Origin of the sequence: Zunongwangia pacifica, assembly GCF_023499215.1 — a bacterium.
GTDB lineage: Bacteria > Bacteroidota > Bacteroidia > Flavobacteriales > Flavobacteriaceae > Zunongwangia > Zunongwangia pacifica.
The window spans coordinates 1-26,938 of sequence record NZ_JAKHSK010000007.1 but is presented as its reverse complement, the minus strand read 5'-3'; the positions used below and the strand labels follow the sequence as shown (position 1 = coordinate 26,938).

Annotated in this window: 24 protein-coding genes; 17 read left to right on the top strand and 7 right to left on the bottom strand. The window is 37.7% G+C overall.

Features of this window, described 5'->3' with window-relative positions:
• Window positions 1–5: 5 nt before the first annotated feature.
• The 5 genes from L1967_RS06390 (at window position 6) to L1967_RS22255 (ending at window position 1,895) form a co-directional block, all read left to right on the top strand.
• The gene (locus L1967_RS06390; RefSeq protein ID WP_249600900.1) at window positions 6–773 is read left to right on the top strand and encodes an enoyl-CoA hydratase/isomerase family protein; all 768 of its coding nucleotides are present in this window, start codon (window positions 6–8) and stop codon (window positions 771–773) included.
• 3 nt (window positions 774–776) lie between these two features.
• Entirely contained in the window at window positions 777–935 is a 159-nt protein-coding gene (locus tag L1967_RS06385; RefSeq protein ID WP_249600899.1) for a hypothetical protein, read from the top strand.
• A 123-nt stretch (window positions 936–1,058) separates the two neighbouring features.
• Window positions 1,059–1,508 carry a GNAT family N-acetyltransferase gene (locus L1967_RS06380; protein ID WP_249600898.1) on the top strand — a complete coding sequence of 150 codons (450 nt, stop codon included), beginning with the start codon at window positions 1,059–1,061 and terminating at the stop codon, window positions 1,506–1,508.
• 85 nt (window positions 1,509–1,593) lie between these two features.
• Window positions 1,594–1,767: a hypothetical protein gene (locus tag L1967_RS06375; protein ID WP_249600897.1), complete on the top strand. Its 174-nt coding sequence runs from the start codon at window positions 1,594–1,596 to the stop codon at window positions 1,765–1,767.
• Window positions 1,767–1,895 (top strand): hypothetical protein, encoded by a 129-nt coding sequence (locus L1967_RS22255; protein WP_262917421.1) that lies wholly within the window; start codon window positions 1,767–1,769, stop codon window positions 1,893–1,895. Before L1967_RS06375 ends, L1967_RS22255 begins: the two co-directional genes overlap by 1 nt.
• Before the next feature lie 115 nt (window positions 1,896–2,010).
• Here L1967_RS22255 and L1967_RS06370 read toward each other — a convergent pair whose 3' ends face one another.
• Complete coding sequence (locus tag L1967_RS06370) at window positions 2,011–2,655, bottom strand: 2OG-Fe(II) oxygenase (RefSeq protein ID WP_249600896.1); 645 nt, start codon at window positions 2,653–2,655, stop codon at window positions 2,011–2,013.
• A 289-nt stretch (window positions 2,656–2,944) separates the two neighbouring features.
• On the opposite strand from L1967_RS06370, the gene L1967_RS06365 reads away from it, so the two are divergent.
• The 6 genes from L1967_RS06365 to L1967_RS06340 all read left to right on the top strand — a co-directional run bounded on the left by L1967_RS06365 (window position 2,945) and on the right by L1967_RS06340 (window position 12,270).
• Window positions 2,945–3,529 (top strand): RNA polymerase sigma-70 factor, encoded by a 585-nt coding sequence (locus tag L1967_RS06365; RefSeq protein WP_249600895.1) that lies wholly within the window; start codon window positions 2,945–2,947, stop codon window positions 3,527–3,529.
• 167 nt (window positions 3,530–3,696) lie between these two features.
• Window positions 3,697–4,632, top strand: coding sequence for a FecR family protein (locus tag L1967_RS06360; RefSeq protein ID WP_249600894.1), 936 nt, complete (start codon window positions 3,697–3,699; stop codon window positions 4,630–4,632).
• 84 nt (window positions 4,633–4,716) lie between these two features.
• On the top strand, window positions 4,717–8,157 hold the full coding sequence (locus L1967_RS06355; protein WP_249600893.1) for a SusC/RagA family TonB-linked outer membrane protein: 3,441 nt from the start codon (window positions 4,717–4,719) through the stop codon (window positions 8,155–8,157).
• Between the two features lie 43 nt (window positions 8,158–8,200).
• Window positions 8,201–9,619 (top strand): SusD/RagB family nutrient-binding outer membrane lipoprotein, encoded by a 1,419-nt coding sequence (locus L1967_RS06350; RefSeq protein WP_249600892.1) that lies wholly within the window; start codon window positions 8,201–8,203, stop codon window positions 9,617–9,619.
• Window positions 9,620–9,646: 27 nt separating this feature from the next.
• Window positions 9,647–11,221 carry a calcineurin-like phosphoesterase C-terminal domain-containing protein gene (locus tag L1967_RS06345; protein ID WP_249600891.1) on the top strand — a complete coding sequence of 525 codons (1,575 nt, stop codon included), beginning with the start codon at window positions 9,647–9,649 and terminating at the stop codon, window positions 11,219–11,221.
• Window positions 11,222–11,352: 131 nt separating this feature from the next.
• A complete protein-coding gene (locus tag L1967_RS06340; protein ID WP_249600890.1) occupies window positions 11,353–12,270 on the top strand; it encodes a glycerophosphodiester phosphodiesterase family protein in 918 nt (305 codons plus the stop codon).
• A 294-nt stretch (window positions 12,271–12,564) separates the two neighbouring features.
• Here the strand turns inward: L1967_RS06340 and rseP are convergent, their stop codons facing one another.
• A complete protein-coding gene (gene rseP / locus L1967_RS06335) occupies window positions 12,565–13,884 on the bottom strand; it encodes an RIP metalloprotease RseP (protein WP_249600889.1) in 1,320 nt (439 codons plus the stop codon).
• 153 nt (window positions 13,885–14,037) lie between these two features.
• Between rseP and L1967_RS06330 the strand changes: the two genes are divergently transcribed.
• The 3 genes from L1967_RS06330 to feoB all read left to right on the top strand — a co-directional run bounded on the left by L1967_RS06330 (window position 14,038) and on the right by feoB (window position 17,241).
• Window positions 14,038–14,712 carry an SCO family protein gene (locus L1967_RS06330; protein ID WP_249600888.1) on the top strand — a complete coding sequence of 225 codons (675 nt, stop codon included), beginning with the start codon at window positions 14,038–14,040 and terminating at the stop codon, window positions 14,710–14,712.
• Window positions 14,713–14,911: 199 nt separating this feature from the next.
• Complete coding sequence (locus L1967_RS06325; protein ID WP_013069760.1) at window positions 14,912–15,142, top strand: FeoA family protein; 231 nt, start codon at window positions 14,912–14,914, stop codon at window positions 15,140–15,142.
• Window positions 15,139–17,241 carry a ferrous iron transport protein B gene (feoB, locus tag L1967_RS06320; RefSeq protein ID WP_249600887.1) on the top strand — a complete coding sequence of 701 codons (2,103 nt, stop codon included), beginning with the start codon at window positions 15,139–15,141 and terminating at the stop codon, window positions 17,239–17,241. The genes L1967_RS06325 and feoB overlap by 4 nt, the downstream gene beginning before the upstream one ends.
• Before the next feature lie 255 nt (window positions 17,242–17,496).
• On the opposite strand, the gene L1967_RS06315 is transcribed toward feoB, so the two are convergent.
• From L1967_RS06315 to L1967_RS06300, 4 genes are read right to left on the bottom strand one after another with little or no spacing between them, the layout of a single operon-like run.
• Entirely contained in the window at window positions 17,497–17,904 is a 408-nt protein-coding gene (locus L1967_RS06315; RefSeq protein ID WP_249600886.1) for a hypothetical protein, read from the bottom strand.
• Window positions 17,905–17,955: 51 nt separating this feature from the next.
• On the bottom strand, window positions 17,956–18,777 hold the full coding sequence (locus L1967_RS06310; protein WP_249601008.1) for a ZIP family metal transporter: 822 nt from the start codon (window positions 18,775–18,777) through the stop codon (window positions 17,956–17,958).
• A gap of 14 nt (window positions 18,778–18,791) precedes the next feature.
• Window positions 18,792–20,684 carry an Nramp family divalent metal transporter gene (locus L1967_RS06305; RefSeq protein ID WP_249600885.1) on the bottom strand — a complete coding sequence of 631 codons (1,893 nt, stop codon included), beginning with the start codon at window positions 20,682–20,684 and terminating at the stop codon, window positions 18,792–18,794.
• Window positions 20,677–21,339: a metal-dependent transcriptional regulator gene (locus L1967_RS06300; protein WP_249601007.1), complete on the bottom strand. Its 663-nt coding sequence runs from the start codon at window positions 21,337–21,339 to the stop codon at window positions 20,677–20,679. The genes L1967_RS06305 and L1967_RS06300 overlap by 8 nt, the downstream gene beginning before the upstream one ends.
• A gap of 97 nt (window positions 21,340–21,436) precedes the next feature.
• On the opposite strand from L1967_RS06300, the gene L1967_RS06295 reads away from it, so the two are divergent.
• Window positions 21,437–23,797 carry a TonB-dependent receptor gene (locus L1967_RS06295; protein WP_249600884.1) on the top strand — a complete coding sequence of 787 codons (2,361 nt, stop codon included), beginning with the start codon at window positions 21,437–21,439 and terminating at the stop codon, window positions 23,795–23,797.
• A 231-nt stretch (window positions 23,798–24,028) separates the two neighbouring features.
• A complete protein-coding gene (locus L1967_RS06290; RefSeq protein WP_249600883.1) occupies window positions 24,029–24,469 on the top strand; it encodes a hypothetical protein in 441 nt (146 codons plus the stop codon).
• A 132-nt stretch (window positions 24,470–24,601) separates the two neighbouring features.
• Here L1967_RS06290 and L1967_RS06285 read toward each other — a convergent pair whose 3' ends face one another.
• Window positions 24,602–24,964 carry a hypothetical protein gene (locus tag L1967_RS06285; RefSeq protein ID WP_249600882.1) on the bottom strand — a complete coding sequence of 121 codons (363 nt, stop codon included), beginning with the start codon at window positions 24,962–24,964 and terminating at the stop codon, window positions 24,602–24,604.
• A gap of 1,185 nt (window positions 24,965–26,149) precedes the next feature.
• Between L1967_RS06285 and L1967_RS06280 the strand changes: the two genes are divergently transcribed.
• On the top strand, window positions 26,150–26,440 hold the full coding sequence (locus L1967_RS06280; protein ID WP_249600881.1) for a GIY-YIG nuclease family protein: 291 nt from the start codon (window positions 26,150–26,152) through the stop codon (window positions 26,438–26,440).
• Window positions 26,441–26,938: the final 498 nt, after the last annotated feature.

Here is a 26,938-nt window from a genome sequence, read left to right as displayed (position 1 = left end):
GAATTATGACCACTACACGTGAGAACGGAAGCTTATACACCACCATAGAAAATGGCATTGGGATTATTGAATTTGGGCATCCTGCCAGCAATAGTTTTCCCGGTGTACTTTTAGACCGACTGGAAAAAGCTATTTGCGAGTTTTCAGACAATACTGAAGTAAAAGTAATTCTCCTTAAATCTGAAGGGGAAAAAGCTTTTTGTGCCGGTGCGTCTTTTGATGAGCTTATGGCTGTTGAAAATATGCAACAGGGGAAGGTATTTTTCTCTGGATTCGCCAAGGTTTTAAATGCCATGCGAACCTGTAAAAAGTTAATTGTTGGTCGTATTCAGGGTAAAACTGTTGGTGGCGGTGTAGGGTTAATCGCTGCCTGTGACTACGCAATGGCAACTGAGGCAGCGTCTATCAAACTTTCTGAACTAAGTATTGGGATTGGCCCTTTTGTCATCGCCCCCGCTATAGCACGTAAAATAGGGGTTGCAGGTCTTGGAGAGCTTACTTTAGCCGCACACGAATGGAAAACCGCTTACTGGGCAAAAGATAAGGGACTTTACGCCCGGGTTTTTGAAAATATAAAAGATTTAGACCACGAAGTTGAAATCTTCACAGAGAAATTAGCCGCTTACAATCCTGAAGCATTGCTGGAAATGAAACGCGTTTTTTGGAAAGGCACAGAAAACTGGCCGACCATCCTAATGGAAAATGCAGCAATTAGCGGAGAATTGGTGTTATCTGACTTTACCCGGAATGCACTTGCTAAATTTAAAAAATAGTATATGAAAGTTTTACCACTAGACACTCTGGGCGATAAAGCCGAAATGCTGGGCGCATTCACAGTAGAAATTGCCGCGATGATGCTGCCATTTGCATTATTTACCCTCATCGCTTTTTTAGTTTACCGTATTTTTAGAAAGAAAAAATTAAATAAATCATGAAACACGCCGACGATATGGACATAGGAGCTCAGTTCAATGACTTTTTGATTGTACTGCTTCCTATCCTTATTCTAAGCTTCGTAGTTTTTATTGCCTATCGCGAATTCAGGAGAAATAAGTAATATGATTGAGATAAGACGAGCTACTTCTAGCGATATGGATTTTCAACATTTAGTTTCAGCATTAGATAGCGATCTTTCTGCAAGAAATGGAGAAACAAATGACTTCTTTGCACAGTATAATAAAATAGACCACATCGAAAATGTAATAATTGCGAGGGTTGACAATACACCTGTGGGATGTGGGGCAATGAAAAAATATGATAGCGAAACCATGGAAATCAAAAGGATGTTTGTTCCTATTGAAATGCGCGGTAAAGGAATAGCGGTTGAGATTTTGAAAAACCTGGAAAAGTGGGCAAAAGAAATGAATTATAGCAAGTGCGTATTAGAAACAGGAAACAAAATGCCCGAAGCGATTAGATTATACGAGAAAAGTAATTATAAAGTAACTCCTAATTATGGCCAATATCAAGGTATAGAAAGTAGTGTCTGTTTTGAAAAACACCTATAAGATTGAATAAAAACGAAAGCTAACTTTACGATTTCTTTGGCTGTATTCATTGCGGTATTTGCTAATTTTGGATAAATTAAAGAGCATGCTTTTTCAACAACCTGAATTACCCAAAGATCAACCTGCGACCGAATCACAGCAATATGGTTTTGAGCTCTCTGATTTTTTAAGTGACAACTTTTGGTTCCTACTCATTTTTGTAGCGATCACTGCCTTTGTAATTTTTGACCATTACCGCCGTAAAAAACAAAGAAAATAATGCAAAGTACCTTACCTGAAAATGAAGAAACTTTTGAAATCTTAAGTTTTCTTAGTGGCTATGGATTTTGGATGATTTTAGCTATAGTCCTTGTCATCCTGGTTTTTTATAAAAAGTTTAGAAAATAGTTCTCCCAACTAACTTTTCTGCGTTAGGGATTGCAATGGACATCCTTTTGTGAGGAACGAGCAAAAGATGGTAATGAAAAGCCCGGCCGAAGGCAACGCCCAAATCATAAGCTATTTACCTGGTTTTCAACCAACCGGTAATACTTAAACGCTCAGAGTTTTTTACTTCTTTTACCTCGTGCTCTAAAATCTGACTTTCGAAAATGACCACCCTTCCCGGTAAAGGATAAATTACTTCCTCGCTTTCATCTTCCTTATAAATTACTAGTTCTCCGCCGTTGGTATTTAACCAGTTTTCGTCGTTTAAATAGCTTACGATAGAAAGTTTACGGCGAGAATCGTTTTGAAAAGTATCTAAATGACGTTTGTAAAAGGTGCCTTTTGGATATACGGCATAATGGAATTCTTTATGCAAAATCCCCATAAAACAAGTCCTGTTAAGATATTCGATAAGATTGTTGACTTTGTTGAAGAAAATCTTTTCGGTTTCGCCAGCTTCGGCTTCGTTCATCCACAAAATGAAATCACCCCGAATCGCTTTTTCGATAAGTTCGTTAGTACGGTTACCTATAGCCGACTTTTTAAACTTGTCTTCTTCGTATTTATGAAGTAGCGAGTTTCTAAGTTTTACGATTTCTTCAGGATCAAAAAAATCGTCGACAATACTATATTGCTTTTCCAGCAAATCATCTATAATTTGCTCATACTGCTGATTTACGGTAAAATCCAGCTGCTCAAAAAGTTCTTCGTTCTCTTTCATAGCTATATAACGTGCGAAATTAGTTTATTTTTAAATACAAAACCTGAAAGAAAGCTAGAAAATAGACCGCTTAAGTATTGTAAATTAGAGAATAGACAAGCATTAAGAATAAGTGATATTATTTTGCATGCTGAAGAAATAAAAAAGCATAACGTAATTTGCCAAATACGACACCCTTGTAAACTTTTTACTTTCAACTCTCCAACTTTTAATAATTAACCTAATCTTAAAGCAAATACAATGGTTTACAAGCTAGGAATGTTTTTCATTTGCTATACCCTGCAAACCAATGGAAAACAAGATTTCTAAACTCACCGACGCCGAACTTTATCGCTTGTTTAAGGATAAAGACCCAGATGCTTTTCAGGCGATTTTCGACAAGTATTGGAAACGTCTTTATACTTACGCCTATAAGATTTATCAGGACGAACTCATTTGTGAAGATATCGTACAGGAAGTTTTTATAAGTCTGTGGGAAAAATTAGCAGATACCGAAATTATTCACTTAGAGGGCTATCTATTTAGAGCCGTAAAGTACCGTATTGCAAATCATATTCGGGATTTAAAATTTACAGAACTTCATGAAAAGATATTACTGGAAATCCCCTATCCTACAACGGCCTCTAAAAATATCGAATTTCAGGAATTTGAACAGCAAATAAAGACCCTGATTGAAAAACTACCTCCAAAATGTAGGGAAGTCTTTAAATTAAGCAGATACGAACAACTTTCTAATGCTGAAATTGCTGAAAAATTAAATCTTTCTACAAGAACGGTGGAAACCCATATAAGCAACGCCTTAAAGTTTCTAAAAAATAATATCGATCCTTACCAAATTTCCATCATTATTACCACAATGTTTATTAAAGGTTAGCCTAATGCTTTTATTGTTAACAAAAGTTTAAGACTACCTTTTTCTTTACGTGTACTCCTTGCTTTTTGTGACTTCCTCTTAGAAACGCTTGCTAAAACGACCGTTTTTGCCCTAAAAATTGCAAGAATAAAATTTATTAACCTCAATTATTGCGTAAAAATTAAGTCTTGAAAGTAGAAGAATTTAAAAAGTTAGCAGAAAAATACACTCAAAAAAAAGTGAATAGTCAGGAACGTCTGGCTATGGATATTTTTTTTTCAAAAATGCAGGAAGCAAATAAAAATATATTGGTGCCAATTTCTTCTGAAAAAGGAGAAAAGCTATTTTATAATATTCAGAAAAACCTCTCTGTAAATCGAGGAAAAAGAACTGCCATAAAAAAATATCTTGCGATTGCTGCCGGATTCAGCGCTCTATTGATGCTCGCTTTTTTTACCGGGATGTTCAGCAACAATTACACGACCGTTATTGCTGAAAAAGGAGAAAAGAAGGAGATAAAAATGGACGATGGTTCAGTAATTTTTCTAAACGGGAACAGTAGCATTACCTATAAAAATAATTTCACTGAAAAACGCACCGTCAAGCTACAGGGTGAAGCGTTTTTTGAAGTTGCCAGAGACGAATCCCATCCTTTTACCGTAAAAAGCAAAGATTTGAAAACACGGGTTCTGGGTACGTCTTTTAATGTAAAAAGCTATAAAGATCAACTGGCCATGGTAAGTGTAAATACCGGAAAAGTAGAAGTTACTCCTTTACAAAACCCGGAGAACAAAGTGATTCTTACCAAAAATCAGCAGGCTACTTTTAAAGAAAACCACAAACCTAAAATCAGCAAAGGTGACAGCGAAGATTTTAATGCATGGATAAGAAAGATGATTATCCTAAAAGATACAAGTTTAGAAAATACCGCTAAAATTATCGAAAACTGGTATGATGTAGATATCCAATTTGCCAACGATAGCTTAAAACAGCTAAAAATTACCGGGAAATTTAATGACGAAAAACTCTCTAATGTTCTTAAAAGTCTGGCGCTTATTAAGAACCTTAAAATCGATTCTACCAACAAAAAACAAATAATTATAAGAGCAAATCCCACAAACTAAACTAAAAATAAAACCCACTACTGCTGCCACAGCGGTGGGTCTAAAATTTACCGACTACAAATAAATAATCTATAGCCAATTGTAATGAATACGAAACTACAATTTTTCAGAAAACTTTGTGCTTATTATCTGGTATTAAGTTTTCTGCTACTTACGGGAAGCGCTGTCGCTTCTGCCAAAAATCAAAATTTAAACGAAATATTAATTACACTATCCATCAGGAATGCGAATTTAGCCGATGTCTTTTCTGAAATTGAATCTAAAACCGAATTCACCTTTGTTTTCGATGAATCTGTAACAAAATCACAGGAAAAATTCAATTTCAACGGAAAAAAACAACGACTTTCTACCATCCTGAAATTGATTAGTACCCGCACTGGATTAAAATTTCAGCAAATCAATAAAACCATCAGTGTCCTAAAAGCGGTCCCTCAGCAAAAAATAAATGGAAAAGTGTTAGATGATAAAAAACTTCCATTGCCGGGCGCAACGGTGATCGAAAAAGGAACTTCTAATGGAGTGACCACCGATTTTGACGGGAATTTTAGCATCAGCATCTCTAGTAATCCGGCGATATTAGAGGTTTCCTTTATGGGATTTAAAACTCAGGAAATCGTAGCAACCATGGGGCAACAACTGGAAATTGTACTTCAGGAAAATGCCAACGCTTTAAATGAGGTGGTAGTCACCGCTTTAGGAATAAAGCGAGAAGAAAAACAATTAGGCTTCTCTCAAGCTACTGTAGATGCTGAAAGTTTATCCCAAACAGCTCCCACAAATTGGAGCTCTGGATTAAAAGGAAAAGTGGCGGGGATGAATATTAGTTCTGCAGGATCTGGCCCTATTAACTCGCAGCAAATTACCTTAAGAGGAAATAGTTCTTTCAATCTAAACGGGAATTACGCACTTATCGTGGTAGATGGTGTTCCTATAAATACTGAAATGACCACCTCGGGATCGGGCAGTGCTTATATGGGTGAAGATTCTCCTATAGATTATGGTAACGGGATTTCTAACCTTAATTTTGACGATATCGAAAATGTCTCTGTTTTAAAAGGTCCGGGTGCCGCCGCATTATACGGGAGTCGTGCCGCTAATGGGGTGTTAATGATTACCACCAAATCTGGTAAGAAAAGTAAAGGATTAGGGATTACCATTAATTCAATTACTTCCTTTGATCGTATTCAAAGATGGCCAGATTATCAATATCGCTATGGCCAGGGAAATAATTACACCAACGAAGATGGAGAACTTTATTACTCCTACGGAAGTTCTGAAGACGGAGGTAGCACAAAGGGCACCAGTAGTGCCTGGGGACCCGAATTTAACGGGCAGCAATTCTTCCAATACGACCCTTTGGTACAGGGGCAATCTTTAGAAAGACAAACCTGGCGTCCCTATAAAGATAACCGGAAAGCATTTTGGCGAACCGGGGTGACCACTCAAAATAATATTTCTATCCAGGGGGGTGGTGAAAATGGCTCGATGAGAGCTTCTGTAGCTCACACAAAAAATGAGTGGATTATGCCCAATACCGGCTATGAGAGGATAACCGCTTCCCTAAATTCTAAATATAATATTTCAGAAAAAATTAGTTTGGGTGCCGTTGTGAACTACAACAACCAATGGAGTGACAATTTACCCAGCACAGGCTATAACAATGGTTCTATCGCTTATTTTATGATTTTCCAGAATCCCAATGTAGACCTAAACTGGTATCGCCCAATATGGCAGGAAGGACAAGAAAATATCCAGCAGATCCAACCATTTAGTTCCTATATCGACAATCCTTATTTAATTGCTTACAAATCTCTAAATACGCTTAGCAGCCATCAAATTGTTGGAAATTTAAATGCCAATATAAAGCTTGCCCCACATTTTAATTTAATGCTTAGAACAGCGATAAATACCTATAATCAGGAAAGAGAACAAAAAAGACCGTATAGCATTAACAGATATGCCCAGGGATATTATCAAACTCAGGATGTTTTTAAACAGGAAATCAATAATGATTTTCTGCTAAGCTATGGGAATAAATTTAAAGACTTTAGCCTGTCGGCCAATATTGGTGGAAACAACAGAACTGAAAAAAGAAGATTAAATAACGCCTCGGTGACAGGTTTAGTGGTACCAGATGTTTATAAACTTTCTAATGGTAAAAATGCACCATCGCTATATACTTCAGATCAAGATAAAGAAGTAAATAGTGTATATGGATTAATGACATGGTCATACAAAGATCAGATTTTCCTTGACATTACAGGAAGAAACGATTGGTCCAGCACCTTACCCAAAGAAAACTGGTCATTCTTTTATCCTTCAGCAAATACCAGCTTTATTTTATCTGACATTTTTAACTTTTCAGGAAAAGGAATCGAATACTTAAAATATCGATTCTCGTATGCGCAGGTAGGTAATGATACCAGTCCATACCAAACCAGAAAATATTATAGCCAAAATAGTTTTCCAAGTTCGGCCACAGTACCAACAACCCTTTACAACCGTGATTTTAAACCTGAAATTTCTACAAGCTACGAAACTGGTTTTGAAGCTAGATTATTAAACAATCGTATTAATATTGACGCCACGGTTTACCAGATCTCTACTGAAAACCAAATTATAGCCGTACCGCTAAACTGGGATACAGGATATAGCTCGGCCATTTTAAATGCAGGAAAAGTAAGAAACCGAGGTATCGAACTTACCTTAACAGGAAAAATCATAAACAACGATAACCTAAAATGGTCTTCTACCCTTACCTGGTCTAAAAACAAAGGTGAAGTTTTTAATCTTCCAGATAATATCGAAAATCAATATATAATCGATGAAGGAGGCCAAGCTTCTTTAATTGCCAAGGTTGGTGGTTCTCCTACTGCAATTTATGGGTATAAGTTTGTGCGCTCTCCAGATGGTCAAATTGTATACGACAATAAAGGCCTACCCGCATATCCAGAGTCTGGGGATATTCAGTATGTTGGTGATGCCATGCCCGATTGGAGAGCTGGTTTATACAACAAAATAACCTTGGGGAATTTTGATTTTAGTTTCACTTTAGATGGCCAGTATGGCGGGATCATTTATTCCCAAACACATCACAAACTTACTCAACAGGGAAAGCTTAAGTTTACTTACAAAGGTAGAGAGAATATGAGTATGGTTGGTGATGGAGTAGTACTGAATGCAGATGGTTCTTATTCCCCAAATACTACTGAAGTTGCCGTGCAGGAATGGTATAACCGATACTATCGTAGAGCTAATGTAGAATCGAATTCTTTTGAAGCTTCCTATCTAAAATTACGGGAAATAAATCTGCAATATCGATTCCCGGCAAAATGGTTAAATAACACCGGAATCCAAACCATGTCCATTTCTGCTTTCGGAAGAAATGTTGCCATGATAACCGACTTCCCAATTTACGATCCCGAAACGGCTGCTCTAAATGGAGACCGAGTTATGCCCGGTGTGGAAATAGGACAAATGCCTTCGCCAGCAACTTACGGAGTAAACCTAAAACTAAGCTTATAATCATAATAAAATGATGAACAAGAGAACATCAAATTTGCTAATTATGCTTGCTGTAATCATATTCACAGCCTGCACCAGCGATTTCGAAGAAACAAACTCAGATCCCAACAGGATTGAAGAAATTAGCCCGGCCACGTTATTAAACCCTATTATTTATAGTTTAGCAAGCCATAATGCCGGTCGTGCCAATGCCATAACCTTCGACCTTATGCAGGTTTCCCTGCCCTACCCAAGTGTTTCAGGCGGTTTACACCGCTACGATGTGAGCATGGGAATAGGGAACTCTTCCTGGAATAATTATTACCGATGGTTAAAAAACATCCAGGAAATGAAGGCCGCAGCCGTTGCCAGGGAAGATGTAAACTATCAGGCAATAGCACTTACTTTAAATGCCATGGTCTATGCCAACCTTACCGACCTTTTTGGCCCGGTACCAATGACCCAGGCAGTAATGGCCGAAGAAGGGATTCTTTACCCTGAATTTGATACTCAGGAAGAGATCTACACACAAATTCTAGCAGATCTTGAAACTGCAAATGCGCTTTACGATACTTCCAGAGATATGGTCTATCTTGAGGATATTTTGTTCCAGAATGATATAAAACGCTGGCAGAAATTCACCAATTCTTTACACATGCGATTGTTACTAAGAATCTCTAATCGCAGGCCAAATTCTTTTCAGCAATTAGCCAATATGGTGAATAACCCGGATACTTACCCGGTTTTTGAAAGCACCGAGGAATCTGCCATTTTACAAGTTACCGGCGTAGAACCTAATGTAAGTCCCTGGGGAAGACCACAGGATTTTAGACTGAGTGTAAAAATTGCATCCTTCTTTATCGATAACCTAAACAACTGGGAAGACCCAAGAAGACCTATTATCGCTACTACGGCAACCGAGACCGATGAAAACCAGAACACGGTAAATATTGGTTACAAAGGCATCCCGAGTGCTTACGACGGACCAGAGTCTCAGTTTACTTACAATGCATCTACTTTTAATATCGAGCAGGTGACCAATCCTATGCAGATCTTCCTGCTTACGTATGCTGAAGTAGAATTTATTAAAGCTGAATTGGCGCAACGTGGTTTTATAAGTGATGATGCTGAAACACACTACCAAAATGGAGTGATCGCCGCTATGGAACAATTGGAAGTCGAGGAAATTCCGGGTGATTATTTTGAAAATCCTGAAGCTGCTTATAACGGAACTTTAGAGCGCATTATGCTTCAAAAATACTATGCCCTTTATTTTACAGATTATCAGCAGTGGTTTGAATATCGAAGAACAGGATTCCCTGAATTACCAACTACAGCAGTGATGTTTAATGACGGGGTAATGCCTTCCCGATTCTACTACCCTACCGATCTTGCTATTGAAAATCCTGATGGCTATGCACAGGGAGTAGAATTGCTTGGCGGTAAGGATGATATCAACACAAAAGTATGGTGGGATCAATAAACCAGTTTAAAACAAAACATTTATACTATGAAAAGAACAATTTTAGCCGCAGGCACCTTTCTTCTATGTGTATCTGGTTTTGCCCAGCAAATGGCAACAGGATATGTATTTGAAGATCAAAATCAAAACGGCAAAAAAGACCGCAATGAAAAGGGAATTGCTAATGTATCTGTATCCAACAGTCAGCAGGTGGTAGTAAGCGATGCCAACGGAAAATACGAAATTCCTGTTGGGGAGGATAACATCATATTTGTGATCAAACCTTCAGGTTATGGGCTTAAAACTGATGAAAATAATCTTCCGCAGTTCTATTATATTCATAAGCCCAAAGGCTCACCAAAATCGGAATTTGCCGGAGTGCAACCAACCGGAAAATTACCAGAGTCCATAGATTTCGGTTTAATTCCTTCCGAAGAAAAAGACGAGTTTACCGCCCTTATTTTTGGAGATCCGCAACCTTACAATATAGAAGAAATTGAATATTTCGCTAAAGGAATTGTTGCTGAAGTTGAAGGAATTAAAAACATTCCTTTTGGTTTAAGCCTGGGAGATTTGGTAGGTAACGACCTCGACCTTTTTAATCCCTACATCAAAGCCGTTAAAAAAGCCGGCATCCCGTGGTACAATCTTATGGGAAATCACGATATGAATTTTGATGCGACTGAAGATCGATTGGCTGATGAAACTTACGAGGCTCATTTTGGCCCGGCCAATTATGCGTTTAATTACGGGAAAGTTCACTTTATTGTGATGGACGATATTTTATATCCAGATCCTCGCGATATGAAAGGCTATCTTGGTGGTTTTAGAAAAGATCAGCTGGATTTTATAGAAAATGACCTTAAGCACGTTCCTAAAGATCATCTGGTGGTTTTAGCCTGGCACATTCCGTTGTTCGAGCCAGAAGACAATAACACTTTTAGAGATGAAGATCGTGAGCGTTTATTTTCAATACTAAGTGAATTTCCGCATACCTTATCACTTTCTGCGCATACGCATATACAGCGCCAGGATTTCTTCGGAAAAGAAGAAGGTTTTAATCGAGATAAACCACATCACGAATATAACGTAGGCACTACTTCTGGTGACTGGTATTCGGGTAAACTTAATGAAGATGGCATCCCAATTTCAGTAATGAGAGATGGTACCCCTAAAGGCTATGCGTTTATTCATTTTGACGGAAATTCTTATACGATCGATTATAAAGTTGCCGGTGAAAATGAGGATTATCAAATGAAGGTTTTCGCGCCAAAAGTAGTAGCGAAAGGCCGAAGAACACAGGCCGGGATTTTTGTAAACTTCTTTATGGGTACCAAAGGTGATGAAGTTTTATACCGAATCGACGATGGCGAATGGCAACCTATGCAGTATACTGAACGTACAGACCCTTCTTATGAGTTTTTGGTGAACGAATGGGATCTTACGGAAGAATTAATGCCGGGAAGACGTTCTTCTAATCCTATAAACAGCACCCATTTATGGCGTGGAAATATCCCTACTAATTTAGACACCGGAAAACATAATATAGAGGTTAAAGCAACAGATATGTTTGGAAAAACCTATACTTCTAAATCCTCTTACCGGTTAGAAGAAGCAATTTGATTTTTAGTTTGTTGGAGTCCGTCGTCATTTCATTCTGGCGGCGGACTTTTTTAATCTACTACAAAAATTCACTTCTAGAAATCAAAATCTTAACTTTCAGATCTTACTCAATTTTTTCAAAATCATAAACTATGAAAATCGTTAAAATAAGCCTTCTTTTTATTGCGCTGGCAAGCTTAAGTTGTAAGGATAATAAAGAAGATAAGAATACTTCCGAAGAAAAAATCATTGCGGAAACATCGAAAATAGAAGTACAGGGACATCGCGGTGAACGTGGACATTCCCCTGAAAATAGTATCCCGGGATTTCTTGCGGCCATCGACAAAGGCGTTGATGTGGTTGAAATGGATGTCATTATGTCTAAAGACGGAAAAGTAGTGGTAAGTCATGAACCTTTTATGTCTTCAGCCTATGTTTTAACTCCGGCCGGCGATACCATCCCAAAACAGGAAGAAAAAGACTATAATCTTTTTACGATGACTTACGACAGCATCAAAAGATTTGATATTGGTAGCAAAGGCAATACCGCTTTCCCTGAACAAAGAAAACTTAAAACCTATAAACCTTTGCTTGGCGAAGTGATCGATAGTATAGAAAACTACGTGAAATCTAACAATCTTGATCCTGTACACTATAATATTGAAATAAAATCTGATGAAGCCGAATACGAAAAATCTCAGCCTAAACCCGCTGAATTTATAAAAGCAGTCATGCAGGTTTTAGAAGAAAAAGGGATTGTTTCTAAAATTAATATTCAGTCTTTTGATGTAAACATTTTAGAAGAAATGCACCAATCCTATCCAGATATTATTTTGGCTTATCTTGTGGGAAGCGGCGAGTTTGATGAGAATATGAAAAAAATAAGTTTTACACCACAAATTTATAGCCCGTATTATAAACTATTAGACCAGCAAAAAGTGGCGAAGATTCAGCAAAACGGCATGAAAGTAATTCCGTGGACCGTTAATGAACAGGCCGATATCGACGAGGTAAAGAAAATGAAGGTTGATGGTATTATTACCGACTACCCTGAAAGAGCCATTGAATAGTAAAGCTTTTTAGCAATAAGCTTTCAGCCAACAGCGATATGCTAAACTACAGGAATAAACAAAGCCCGAAATTCGATAATTTCGGGCTTTGTTTTTAAAATATTTAATGTCCGCAATAGATCATAATGAAGTGTTGTCACCCTGAACTTGATTCAGGGTCTCATCACAATAGCTTGTTCTTTACTACCGTATGAGATTCTGGATCAAGCCTGCCTTCCCGGCAGGCAGGTCCGGAATGACGAAAAAAACGAATTATTACAAATAACGGATAATCAATTAAAATATTTCTAAATCTTATTTATCGAATATTGCCCGATAAATATCGTTTCCATTCGCGTAAAGTACCAGCGCGATCAAAATAAAGAATCCTACCATTTGGGCGTATTCCATAAACTTCTCGTTTGGCTTTCTACCGGTAATTATTTCGTAAAGTAAAAACATCACATGCCCACCATCTAAAGCCGGAATTGGCAGAATGTTCATAAAGGCTAAAATGATCGAAATTAAAGCCGTGGTATGCCAAAAGGCCTGCCAGTTCCATGCATCTGGGAACATGCCTCCTATCGCACCAAAACCACCAACCTGGGTAGCTCCTTTTTTGGTGAACACATATTTAAATTGATATACATAATCCCTAAGGGTCCAGTAACCGTCTTTAAAACCTTCAGTAATACTTTCAGCAAAACCATATTTGCGGGTTTTCACCTCAAAATCCCTTCTTGGTGTTACTCCTAAAATACCATCTTCATCTGGAGTCGCCATTACACTTTTAATTTCACCATCACGCTTAAAAACAATTTCCATTTCCTTGTTTTTGTTCGCTCTGGTGTTTTTAGTCATTTCGTGCCAGTACCCAATTTCCTGATCGTTAATTGAAATGATACTATCCCCTTTTTGAAGTCCGGCAACATCAGCAGCAGTTTTAGCCGCCACACTATCTAAAATAGGTCTTTGGATGGGTATAAATGGCTGCATAATCCCATCTTCGAACATTTGCTCGCCAATATTTTCAGGAATATTGATGGTTTCTTCAGTTCCATTTTGGTGCAATACCGTTACCGTTTTTACATCACGCATAAACAGTTTACGATTAATATCTAAACTATTTTGAAGCTCTTCGCCGTTTATTTGTAATACACGGTCACCATCTTCAAAACCAAATTTTTTAAATTCATCAACTACAGCAAAACCTTCTGGCATCTCATCTGGACCAATATAATTGGTTCCCCAAACAAACAGGATCATCATAAAAAGCAGAAATCCTAATACCAGGTTTACCGTTACTCCGCCTAACATGATAATTAAACGCTGCCAGGCCGGTTTACTTCTAAACTCCCATTCTTGTGGTGGTTGCGCCATTTGCTCTTTATCCATGCTCTCGTCGATCATTCCAGAGATTTTCACATATCCCCCTAACGGAAGCCAACCAATACCATAAACGGTATCTCCTATTTTCTTTTTAAAAAGCGCAAACTTTACATCAAAAAAGAGAAAGAATTTTTCAACTCGGGTTTTAAATAATTTTGCAGGTATAAAATGTCCAAACTCATGCAACACAATAAGCAATGACAAACTAAGAAGAAGCTGAATTGCTTTTACTATAAATGGATCCATTCGCTAATATTCAATTTTTAAATCGCACAAAAGTAGTCTTTTAATAAGACCTAGAAAAGTTTGAAAGTTAACTAGCATTTATCCTGCCAAAATTTTAGCGCTTTTCATGTGGCTAATTAACCGCCAGGCCGTAATTTTGCACAAAAATTTGCTATGCGTAAATTTCTTTCCAAGTATAAAATCTTTCTTATCACTTTTGGTACCCTTTGTCTTGTTATCATGTGGTCTATTTACTCGCTACTGAATCCCGATAAGAAACTTCCCATTTACCAGCCAGATATGGTAAATACAGAACTGGTAGATACCACCATGCAGTATGTTAGAAAGTATCATAAAATTGCCGATTTTAAACTGGTAAACCAAAACGGGGATACCATTACCAATGCCGATTATAATGATAAAATTTATATTGCCGATTTCTTTTTTACGACCTGCATGACGATTTGTCCCATTATGACCGATCATATGGTGAAAATTCAGGAAAGGATAAAAGACGATCCAGATGTGCTGTTATTGTCCCATACCGTAATGCCAAGAATCGATACCGTAGCACAATTAAAGCGTTACGCCGAGGAAAAGGGGGTTATCGATAGTAAATGGAATCTTGTTACCGGAGACAAAAAACAAATCTACGACTTAGCCCGAAAATCATATCTGGCGGCAAAAAGTGAAGGTGACGGCGGAAAATACGATATGGTACATACCGAAAACTTTGTCCTTGTAGATAAAAACAGGCAAATACGCGGTTTTTATGATGGCACCAATCCTGAAGCCATCGAAGAACTAATGGAAGATATTAAAATTCTTAAACAAGAATACCAGGAGTAAAATACTGAAGGATAAACCCATTAAGCATTTCTTAGAAAATTATTTTCATTTCGGAGCCTCCTGATTCCGACACCTATCGGAACGGGACGGAATCATTTAATCCCGATTATCGAGTAAAAGACTACATTTTAACGCCTAAACTTTTGTACTTGGTTAAATTCCATTATTTTTGCGTTGTTTAAAATCAATCTAAATAAACGTGAAGGTTACAGTTGCTCATTTAAAGCGAGGCGAACGCGGAATTATAAAAGAATTTTCCGCAGATAATGTACCACTAAAACTATTAGAGATGGGATGTTTACCCGGCAATGAAGTAGAATTGGTACAAACCGCTCCTTTTAAAGATCCTATGTACCTTAACATCAACGGAAGCCATTTAGCCATCAGGAAAGAAACTGCTTTACAAATCGAAATAGAGCTTATCAAATGACGGGCAAACAGATTAATGTAGCGCTAATTGGAAACCCCAATACCGGTAAAACTTCAGTATTTAATCAACTAACAGGATTAAATCAAAAAGTAGGGAACTATCCGGGAATCACTGTAGAGAAAAAAGAAGGTCTCTGTAAGCTCCCACGTGGGCTTAAAGCACATATTATTGATCTTCCGGGTACTTATAGCCTTAACGCTTCTTCTCTAGACGAAAATGTGGTAATCGAATTATTGCTGAATAAAAACGATAAAGATTATCCCGATGTTGCCGTTGTAGTAAGTGATGTTGAAAACCTTAAAAGAAACCTTTTACTTTTTACCCAAATAAAAGATCTGGGAATTCCTACAATATTGGTTATTAACATGGCCGATCGTATGGAACGTAAAGGTATTTCCCTGGATATCGATATTCTTGAAGAACGATTAAAAACGAAAATCGCCCTGGTAAGTGCAAGAAAACGTATAGGTATCGACAAGCTTAAAGAATTGATTATCAATTACCGTACAATTCCTATAGAGCCTTGCGTAAATGCTTCGGTTATAGATCCAGATTACTTTGGCAACTTAAGAAAGACCTTTCCTAAACAGTCTATTTACAAGCTGTGGTTAGTGATCACTCAGGATGTAAACTTTGGTAATATTAACCGGAAAGAAATTGATAAAACATCAGGATTTAATACCAAATCATCATCAGAGCTTAAAAGGCTTCAGCAAAAAGAAACCATTCACCGTTACCAGTTTATCAACGGTGTTTTAAAAGAGACGCTTCGTGTAGACACCAATGCCGCTAAAGATTTAAGATCCAGATTAGACAGGGTTTTAACGCACAAAGTTTGGGGATACGTGATTTTCTTTGCGATCTTACTATTAATATTTCAGGCGATTTACGATTGGTCTAGCTACCCAATGGATCTTATCGACGGTGCTTTTGCCTCCTTAAGCGAGCTTGCCAAAGCAAATTTACCCAAAGGAGCTTTTACCAGCTTAATTGCCGAAGGAATTATACCGGGCTTGGGCGGAATCGTAATTTTTATTCCGCAGATCGCGTTTTTATTTCTGTTTATTTCCATTTTAGAAGAAACCGGCTATATGAGCAGGGTGGTATTTTTAATGGATAGGATTATGCGCCGTTTTGGACTTAGCGGAAAAAGTGTAGTACCATTAGTTTCAGGAACTGCCTGCGCCATCCCGGCGGTAATGGCAACTAGAAATATCGAAAACTGGAAAGAGCGTCTCATTACTATTTTAGTCGTACCCTTTACCACATGCTCGGCCAGATTACCGGTTTACCTTATCATCATTGCTTTAGTGATCCCAGATGAAACTTTTCTAGGCTTCAACCTCCAGGGGTTAATGCTTATGTTTCTTTATCTGCTTGGCTTTGGAACCGCCATCTTTTCAGCATGGATTTTAAACGGAATCCTAAAAATTAAGAACAAAAGCTACTTTGTGATCGAAATGCCCAACTATAAACTTCCGTTGCTTAAAAACATTGGGATTAACGTGGTTGAAAAAACCAAATCTTTTGTATTTGGTGCAGGTAAAATTATTCTTGCTATTTCGATTATCCTGTGGGTACTGGCAAGTTATGGCCCGGGAGATGATTTTAATAATGCTGAAGAAATAATTCGTGAGAATTATACCGAACAAAACGTTCCTAAAGAAGAATTAGAACAGGAAATCGCCAGTTATAAACTGAAGCATTCGTATATTGGGATTATGGGACGGGGTATCGAGCCGGTTGTCGCTCCTTTAGGTTATGACTGGAAAATTGGTATCGCAATCATTAGCTCTTTTGCGGCTCGTGAGGTTTTTGTTGGAACACTGGCAACAATTTATAGCGTGGGTAGCGACGAAGAAGAAACCATTAAAAACAGAATGGCAGCCGAAACAAACCCTATACTTGGCGGCCCTTTATTTACGCTGGCCAGCGGAATTAGTTTATTGCTTTTCTATGCTTTTGCCATGCAGTGTATGAGTACCCTGGCAATTGTAAAGAAAGAAACCAATAGCTGGAAATGGCCAATATTGCAATTAGTAATTATGAGTGCTTTTGCCTATCTGGTAGCTTTAATTGCCTTTCAGTTTTTAAAGTAAACTACCTGAGGGCAAGCCCGAGGCATTCGATAGAGACAAAATTATAATTCTGAGGCATCCAGATTGCTAATCTGTAAGCATTTTGTAGAATTTCGACTTAAATATTATGGAACTTATACAACATATCTTAGTTTTCATCACTTTCGTAACCGCGGTTGGATACTTAATAACCAAATTTATATGGAAACCTGCTTTTCTTAAAAAGAAAGTACATAAAGAGAAGGCCTGCGGAATGACCGACTGTGGCTGTAGTCATTAATTTAGCTGTTCTTCCAGCTGAATCGTAACCTGATATTCTGATGGCTTAATTTTTATTGGAGTCTCAGGATATGGGGCTAATCCAAGTAATTTTAAATTGATATTGGCTAATGCTGGCAATTGAAAATCGGCATCGATAGAATTCCCTATTTCTATTCGGTATTCTTTCCAGACTTCATTGGCTTTTCTAATTTCCAGTAAAACTTCTGCTGTCCCGGCCCAAACACAAGTTACGCTTTTAGGACATCTGGAATCCGAAATTACCCCTTTAATTACAATGCTATAATTTCCGCAGTCTAACTGCTCACCAACTTTTAAAAAAGATTGAAGCCTGGCCACCTCGGTTTGGGCAGACAGGCTCACTCCATTAACTAACAAAATTAAAACAAGTATTATCTTCTTCATCGTCATCTTTTTCTAAAAGACGATCTGTTTCAGGCAATGTTGCATTCGTTTTTACCCAAGACCAACATCTAAGGTCATCATCACCATAAAACCACCTATAAAACCTAAGGTACTTACATCGGTATATTTACTTTGTTGGGATTCGGGTACCACTTCTTCAACCACTACAAAAATCATAGCGCCTGCTGCAAAAGCCAGTGCATAGGGTAAAATAGGCTGAAAGGTCATTACTGCCCAGGCACCAAGCACAGCTGCAACGGGTTCTACAATCGCAGAAAGCTGCCCATAATTAAAACTTTTTCTTCGGCTAAAGCCTTGTCCTCTTAATGGCATGGCCACTGCAAATCCTTCCGGGAAGTTTTGCAAACCAATCCCAATAGCTAAAGCCACCGCGCCAGCAATACTTGCCCCCTCAAAACCGGCTGCCGCGCCACCAAATAAAACTCCTACCGCCAATCCTTCAGGAATATTATGTAAAGTAATCGCTAAAACCAGTAATATCGATTTATGCCAGGGAGTTTTAATTCCTTCTTTTTCAGTAGTATTAAAATTCACGTGTAAATGTGGCAATATCTTATCTAAGCCAAAAATAAAAAGTGCGCCCAACGCAAAACCAACAACTGCAGGGATGGTCTTTTCGAATCCTTCCCCCGGGCTCATTTCGATACCAGGCGCCAGCAAACTCCAAAAACTGGCAGCAACCATAACGCCACCCGTAAACCCCAGCATCCCATCAAAAAGCATTCGGTTCATTTTCTTAAAGAAAAATACCAGGCCTGCTCCAAGAGCAGTTAATCCCCAGGTAAACAGCGTAGCGTAAAAAGCGGCTAAAACAGGATCTAAAGTTTCAAAATAAGCTATTATTTGGTCCATCATAATTTAGTAAGTTAAGTAATAAAAATAGGAATCTCTACCCGATGTCTCACCACATCTACCGTTGTTCCCAGTAGGATATCTTTTATCATTTTATGCCCATGCCTACCCATCACCAGTAAATCGAAATTTGTTTCTTCGGCATTCAGTAATTTTGGAATGGCTTTTTTGGGATTTCCGAAGCTAAGATTTATATCTGTATTATACCCCAAAGTTTCTAACTGGTTTTTATAATTTTTTAGAAACTCCCGATCTTTATCGGTCTCGTAATCTTTTATTTGTGTGCCATAAATAAAAGCTCCGGGAGTTTCTACAGTATGTAAAAGCGTGTACTTCGCATTTTTCCCACCAATCTGGAGGGCAGCTGAAATACTTTTTTTATCTGATGCTGAAAAATCGATAGCAATAGCAATATGCTTAAAGTTTTTCTCTGTAATCGCTTCGATAGTTTGTGGATTTTTGTGGGGAGCGTGGTTAATGATCCAATTACGGCCAAGCTTTTCTTTAAATAAGGGCCATACCGAAATAAAAACCAGTAGTAAGGCAATAGCTATCGTAACAGGAACTACGAAGATCCAGATATAGGTGGCATCATTAACTGAAGTTATCCAGCTTTTTAATTCATCAAATACAAGTTTGGCGTTTAATACTACAATCACCAGACTAATAATCCAGGAAGCAATGATTAGCGGCCATTTTATATGAAAGCCATTCATGGTTTTTTTATCACTTACAAAATGAATAAGCGGTATAATCGCGAAACCAAGTTGTAAGCTTAACACCACCTGGCTAAGTACCAAAAGTTCTCCCGTAGCGCGCTCACCAAAATAAATGATGGTAAAAAACGCGGGAACTATGGCTAACAGTCTTGTAATTAATCGTCTTACCCAGGGCTGTATTCTTAGGTTTAAATAGCCCTCCATTACAATTTGTCCGGCTAAAGTACCGGTAAGTGTACTGCTTTGGCCGGCAGCAATTAAAGCCAGGGCAAATAAAATAGGTGCTAAAGAAGACCCCAAAAGTGGCTCTAGCAACTTATGTGCATCCTGAATTTCAGCCACTCCAAACATTCCGTTTTTAAAAAATACCGAGGCAGCAAGGATCAATATAGCCGCGTTAACAAAAAATGCCAGATTTAAAGCAATGGCGGAATCTATAAAATTAAAACGAAGCGCCTGCCGAATCCCTTTTTTTGTTTTTTCGATCTTTCGTGTCTGTACCAGCGAAGAATGTAGATAAAGGTTATGCGGCATCACTGTAGCCCCAATAATTCCAATCGCAATATATAGTCCGTCGCTATTTGGAATTGAAGGCACAAAACCTCCCAAAACCTCGGGTATATCTGGTTTCGCCAAAAACATTTCCAATAAAAAAGAACCTCCAATCACCGCGATTAACATTATAATAAAAGCTTCCATTTTTCGCATGCCTTTATTCAGTAAAAACAAGAGCAAAAAGCTGTCAAAAACGGTAATGGAAACTCCCCAAAGTAACGGTAGCCCAAACAATAACTGTAAGCCAATGGCCATCCCCACTACTTCGGCCAGGTCACAGGCTGCAATGGCAATTTCAGCAAAAATATAAAGTATAAAATTTACAAAAGGAGGATATTCTTCTCGTGAGGCTTGCGCCAAATCTACACCTCTAACAACACCAAGCCGGGTGCTTAAACTTTGCAGCAGTAAGGCCATGATATTGGACATTAAAAGCACCCAAAGCAAAGAATAGCCAAACTGGCTACCGCCTGCAAGATCTGTTGCCCAGTTACCGGGATCCATATAACCAACACTAATTAAATATGCCGGGCCTAAAAAAGCTAAAATACGCTTCCAGAGGGATTTTTTCCCAGACGTGTTTACAGAACCATGAACTTCTTCAAGCGATCTATGTGCATTTTTATCACTCAACTCCTATCGGTTTTAAGTAAATGTTATTAGCGGCAACTTTAGAAATTGTAAGCTCTTTATTATTCATTTTCAGGATCATCGAACCATCAAATTGTTCTTTCTCTAAAATGCTAATCGATTTTCCCAATTTGATCTTATTTCGATCTAAATATTGCAGAAATGCCGCTGAAGAATCCTTAACTCCTACACAAATTCCCTGCTCTCCTTCATCAAATTCCGCTAAAATTTTCTTCTCCAGATTTGCAAAATTACCCTGCGCATCGGGAATAGGATCGCCGTGAGGATCACGTTTAGGGTAATCCAGAAATTTATCGAGCTTGGCGATTAACTCATCAGATTTTATATGTTCTAACTGCTCGGCAATCTCATGAACCTCATCCCAGTTAAAATCCAGCTTTTCTACCAAAAAATATTCCCATAAACGGTGCTTTCTTATAATCTGTACTGCAATCGAATTTCCTTTTTCACTCAGTTTTACCCCCTGATATTTTTTGTAGTTCACCAGCTCCTTTTCTGAAAGCTTCTTGATCATATCAGTCACCGAGGAAGCCTTGGTTTCCATATCCTCGGCCAGTGCGTTTGTACTTACACCCCGAGTATATTTCTTCTCTAAATGATAGATCGATTTTAGATAATTTTCTTCTGAAAGCGTCATTTCTAATTTTATTATACACAAAAATACATTTTTTATTCTAAAAACAAATTTTTAGTTTTGTCTAAAAATAAAATTAAACAACCCGAATAACACTGAAATGAAGATACTTAAACTGCTATTTATACTATTTATTTCAACTCTTCACGCTCAGCAAATGGTAGAAATTCGTGGAAAAATAACCGCTAATACCGAAGCTATAGCCTTCGCGAACATTTCAGTAATAGGGCAATCTAAGGGTACTTCAACAGATAAAAATGGGCATTTTAGTATTAACATTTCCGAAGGAACATCATTAAAAGTTCAGGCGATTGGTTACAAAACCAAGATCATTAAAATTACTCCTGAAATTATCCAAAATCAACCATTACTTATTCAGCTTGAAGAAGATCAGCTGGGCCTGGATCAGGTAGTGATTAGCGCCACCAGAAATCGGGTGAACATAAAAGAAGCTCCGGTCGTGGTAAATGTATTAAGCCCTCGTCTTTTCAGTGCCACTCAGTCTATTTCGGTCGCTGAAAGTTTAAATTATCAACCAGGAGTTAGAGTAGAAACGAATTGTCAAAATTGCGGATTCACTCAGGTTCGCTTGAATGGTCTGGACGGCAGTTATACGCAGGTTTTAATTAATAGCAGGGCCGTATTTAGTGCTTTAAACAGCGTTTACGGTCTGGAACAAATCCCCACTTCTATTTTAGATCGTATAGAAGTGGTAAGAAGTGGCGGTTCTGCTTTATATGGCTCGAATGCCATCGCCGGGACGGTAAATATTATTACCAAAGATCCGGTATTAAATTCGTGGCAAATTTCATCGAATCTTGGTTTTATTGATGGTAAAATTCCTGATAGAACTATAAATATAGATGCCTCTGTAGTTAACGAAGAATTAACGAGCGGAATTACAGTTTTTGGGATGAAACGGGATCGCAATAGTTACGATGCCAACCATGATGGTTTTTCTGAACTTACCGAGCTTTGCAATACCAACCTTGGCGCCAAAGCTTTTTTAAAACCGAATGACAATAGCAAAATCACTTTAGATCTTACTGCATTGGAAGAATATCGTCGTGGCGGCGACCAATTGAATATAGCGCCGCATCTTACCGATATTACCGAAGAACTACATCACAACACGATAATTGGCGGAATTACTTACGAATTTCACAATCAAGACCGAAGTAATAATTTTTCTATTTACAGCTCTGGGCAGCATACCGATCGTAAAAGTTTTTATGGCGGGCTGGGTGGTGGCAGAACTCGGCAGGATTCTATTACCGCAGCTAATGCCTACGGAAACACCGACGATTTGGCGCTTTTGATTGGTGGACAATTTACCCGAAATTTTAAAAATACCGATGATGTTTTAACGCTTGGAAGCGAATATAATCTGAGTAATACCCAAGATCATATCCCCGGTTATCAACGTAAAATCGATCAAAAAGTGAACGCCATTGGGGCTTTTGCCCAGTACGAATGGAAACCTTCTGAAAGATTTACAGCACTTATCGGCAGCCGCTTAGATTATGTGAACATCAATGGCGACTATACCATTCAGGATATTGATAGAAATTCTGATATTAATCAAACAGTGGTGAGTCCGCGATTAACTTTGCGCTATAAATTTTCTGAAGACTGGCAGTTAAGAGGGGGGTACGCACGCGGATTTAGGGCGCCACAGGCTTTTAATGAAGACATGCATATTTCATCGGTGGGTGGTGAGCCGCAATTTGTCATTTTATCGAAGAATCTGGAAACCGAATATTCCAATGCCTACACTGCCTCGGTTAATTACGCGAAGAATTTCAACAAGCTGCAAACTAATTTTTTATTGGAAGGATTTTATACTGAGCTTCAGAATCCTTTTACCACCGTGAGCACTGGCACCAGTTTGCCCAATGGCTCTATTTTAGAAGAAGTAAGAAATGGAAGTGGCGCTTATGTAAGCGGAACGAATATTGAAATTGGCGTTTCTCCATCCTCAAAATTAAGTTTTCAGATGGGCGGAACTTTTCAAAACTCAAAATACAAAGAAGCACAGGTATTGTTTGAAGCAGATGGCAGTAAACCTAATGAAACCGATATTGTAATTTCTGAATTTGTACGTAATCCCAATATTTTCGGCTATATAAATACCAACATTTCGATTTTTGCAGAAACTAATCTCGATCTTACCGGTACTTATACAGGGCCAATGACGATTCCACGAGTGATTAGTGAGACCGGATTTTTACAGTTGAATGAAAGTAATTCATTTTACGATTTTAATATAAAACTGAATCATCATTTTGATATTACAGATAACTTTCAAATGAATATTTATGGTGGGCTTCAGAATATTTTTAATGCCTATCAGGACGATTTTGATACTGGTGCCACCAGAGATTCAGATTATATTTATGGCCCGTCACAACCCCGTACTTTTTTCTTCGGCATTAAGTTTGGAAACCTGCACGATCTATAATTTGAAGATGTGTTAATACGATATTGGTAAATATGTTAGATCGCTGTGCTATAAAACATAGATGAGACAATAAAGATGCAGGAAGAAAGAATCAATAAACCTGATTTCAAATCAATTATGATTTTCAATAATTCATTAAAAAATCAACACTTTATCTCCTAAAACCAAATAATCTAGCATCTAAAAAAGCAACTTGAAGTTGATTTCGGTATCTTTAATAAAAAGAATACCATGTCTATTGATAAATTAGTTCCGATTTTGTTTCTTATTCTTCTATTTACAAGTTGCGCTACAGATGATGCCGAGGTAGTTATTGAAAATCTTTCGTACGACGTATTTTTTGAGAATCAGTTAAGCTATTCTGAAGGAGAAAAAATACCAAAACAATATCAGCTTTTTACAAATCGGGAAGACTGGTTAGCCTTTATTCCAACAATTGAAAGGGTAAACCCTGATCGCGCTGAAAACTTAAGAAATATAGAATTTGATTTTGCCAATAACAATTTAATAATTGTAATCGGTCAGTTTTTTAATTCCTGTTGTACGAAAATCTCTATAAGTCGAATCTATAAAAGAAATGACAACCTCATTGTTGAATTTGAAGAAAGTGAACCCGGAATGTTAGCAGCTTTGAGTCAGACTTATCTATTATTAAAAACGCCAAAAACATAAAAAGTCTAATACACTAAAAAAACTTCTGACATCCCGTTATAACATCGATTAATTTTCAAATCAGGAAATTGGGACATTTTCAAATTATCATACTTATAATATCTAAAAGCGCAGCAAACTAGAAGCTAGATTCTAATTTTTCGACATATACTTCACGTAATAATGAAGGCGCATTTTAAAAATTGTTCCTTCCACAAGGTCGCAGATCTCATTTAATTCGAAAGCATTTACGGAAAAATCCATTTTTTGAAGCGGAGATTTAAGCAAAATATTACGCTCACAAATTTCAGAACTTACACAATGAAAACATTTGGGATGACGACGTTTGGCGGTTTGAATGTTTTCTGAAAACAAGACAACTTCTTCCGGCAATAAATAAAAACCCATGTTTTTAAACACCAGTTGAATCCGTTTTTCATTCGCATTGTCAATCCCGTTTTTCCATGTAAAAGAAATACCGGTTTCGTTATGATAAATAATATCTACATCGTCCATACGCTATGTTTAAGCAGGTTTGTTATCAAAGATAATAATATTATTTAAAATGAATCTAAATAGGTGTGATTTTTAGCGGTAAGCTTACAGCTTGATTTGAAGATTCTGTCATCTCGACCGAAGCGGAGAGATCTCTTTTTGGAAAGTTGTTCTGGATAAGATTTCTCCGTTCCGCTACGCTACAGTCGACATGCCGAGTTTTCATGTTACTAAATATGAAGTATGGGTCATCTCGACCGAAGCGGAGAGATCTCTTTTGGAATGTTTGTTCTGGATGAGATTTCTCCGTTCCGCTTCGCTCCAGTCGAAATTACAAAGCACGTTTTTTTTGCTTTCCTTTCTTCTATTGAACGTAATCTTTATTTCTCATAAATCTATCCAGCAAAAAAATAGGATTACTAGTATGGATTCTGTCATCTCGACCGAAGCGGAGAGACCTCTTTTTGGAAAGTTTGTTCTAGCTGAGATTTATCCATTCCGCTACGCTTCAGTCGACATCCCGAGTTTTCATGTTCCTAATATGAAGTGTGGGTCATCTCGACCGAAGCGGAGAGGTCTCTTTTGGAATGTTTGTTCTGAATGAGATTTCTCCGTTCCGCTTCGCTCCAGTCGAAATTACAAAGCACGTTTTTTTTGCTTTCCTTTCTTCTATTGAACGTAATCTTTATTTCTCATAAATCTATCCAGCAAAAAAATAGGATTACTAGTATGGATTCTGTCATCTCGACCGAAGCGGAGAGACCTCTTTTTGGAAAGTTTGTTCTAGCTGAGATTTATCCGTTCCGCTACGCTTCAGTCGACATCCCGAGTTTTCATGTTCCTAATATGAAGTGTGGGTCATCTCGACCGAAGCGGAGAGGTCTCTTTTGGAATGTTTGTTCTGAATGAGATTTCTCCGTTCCGCTGCGCTCCAGTCGAAATGACAAAGCACGTTTTTTTTGCTTTCCTTTCTTCTATTGAACGTAATCTTTATTTCTCTTAAATCTATCCAGCAAAAAAATAGGATTACTGGTTTGTTCATGAGCTTGATAGGAGGATTATTTCATCTCGACCATGCCTCGCCGGCAGGCAGGCGAAGCGGAGAGATCTCTTTTTGGAAAGTTTGTTCTGGGTGAGATTTCTCCGTTTCGCTACGCTTCAGTCGAAATGACCCTCGGTTAAAAAAATAAATTATTATATTTAATTATGAATGAGTATTATACTTATATAACCTGTAATTCTTCCAAACTTACATTTTATATTGGAGTAACAAATAATCTAAACAAAAGGCTGTCCCAACATTATGAAGATAGTATCAAGGAGAGAATGTCTTTTGCAGGTAAATACAACTGTTATAATCTTATTTATTTTGAAGTTTTTCACAGTATTGATGAAGCAATTGCCCGAGAAAAACAATTAAAAAAGTGGAGCAGGGCTAAAAAGGAAAATCTAATTAGGCTTAAAAATCCTAATCTAGAATTTTTGAAATTACACTGAGATTTCATGTTCCTAATATGAAGTGTGGGTCATCTCGACCGGAGCGGAGAGATCTCTTTTGGAATGTTTGTTCTGGGTGAGATTTCTCCATTCCGCTGCGCTTCAGTCGAAAGGACAAAGCCCAGTCTTATTACTTTCCCTTCTTCTATTAAACATAATCATTATTTCTCATAAATCTAACCATTAAAATACACGGTGACGAGTTTGTTATTAAGCTTGATATGAAGATTTTGTCATCTCGGCCCTGCTTCGCCGGCAGGTGGAGCGGAGAGATCTCTTTTTGGAAAGTTTGTTCTGGGTGAGATTTCTCCGTTCCGCTACGCTACAGTCGAAATGACAAGAAATTTTATTCAAAATTCAACAAAAAAGCATCTATTTGAACATCCCTAATTAGTGTTGACCGTTTTTAAATTTACATTTCATTATTAAAAATAGTGATTGATTGATTCTGAAAAGTACTTTTCAGAATCAATTTCTTTTCATAGGCTATCGGACTAA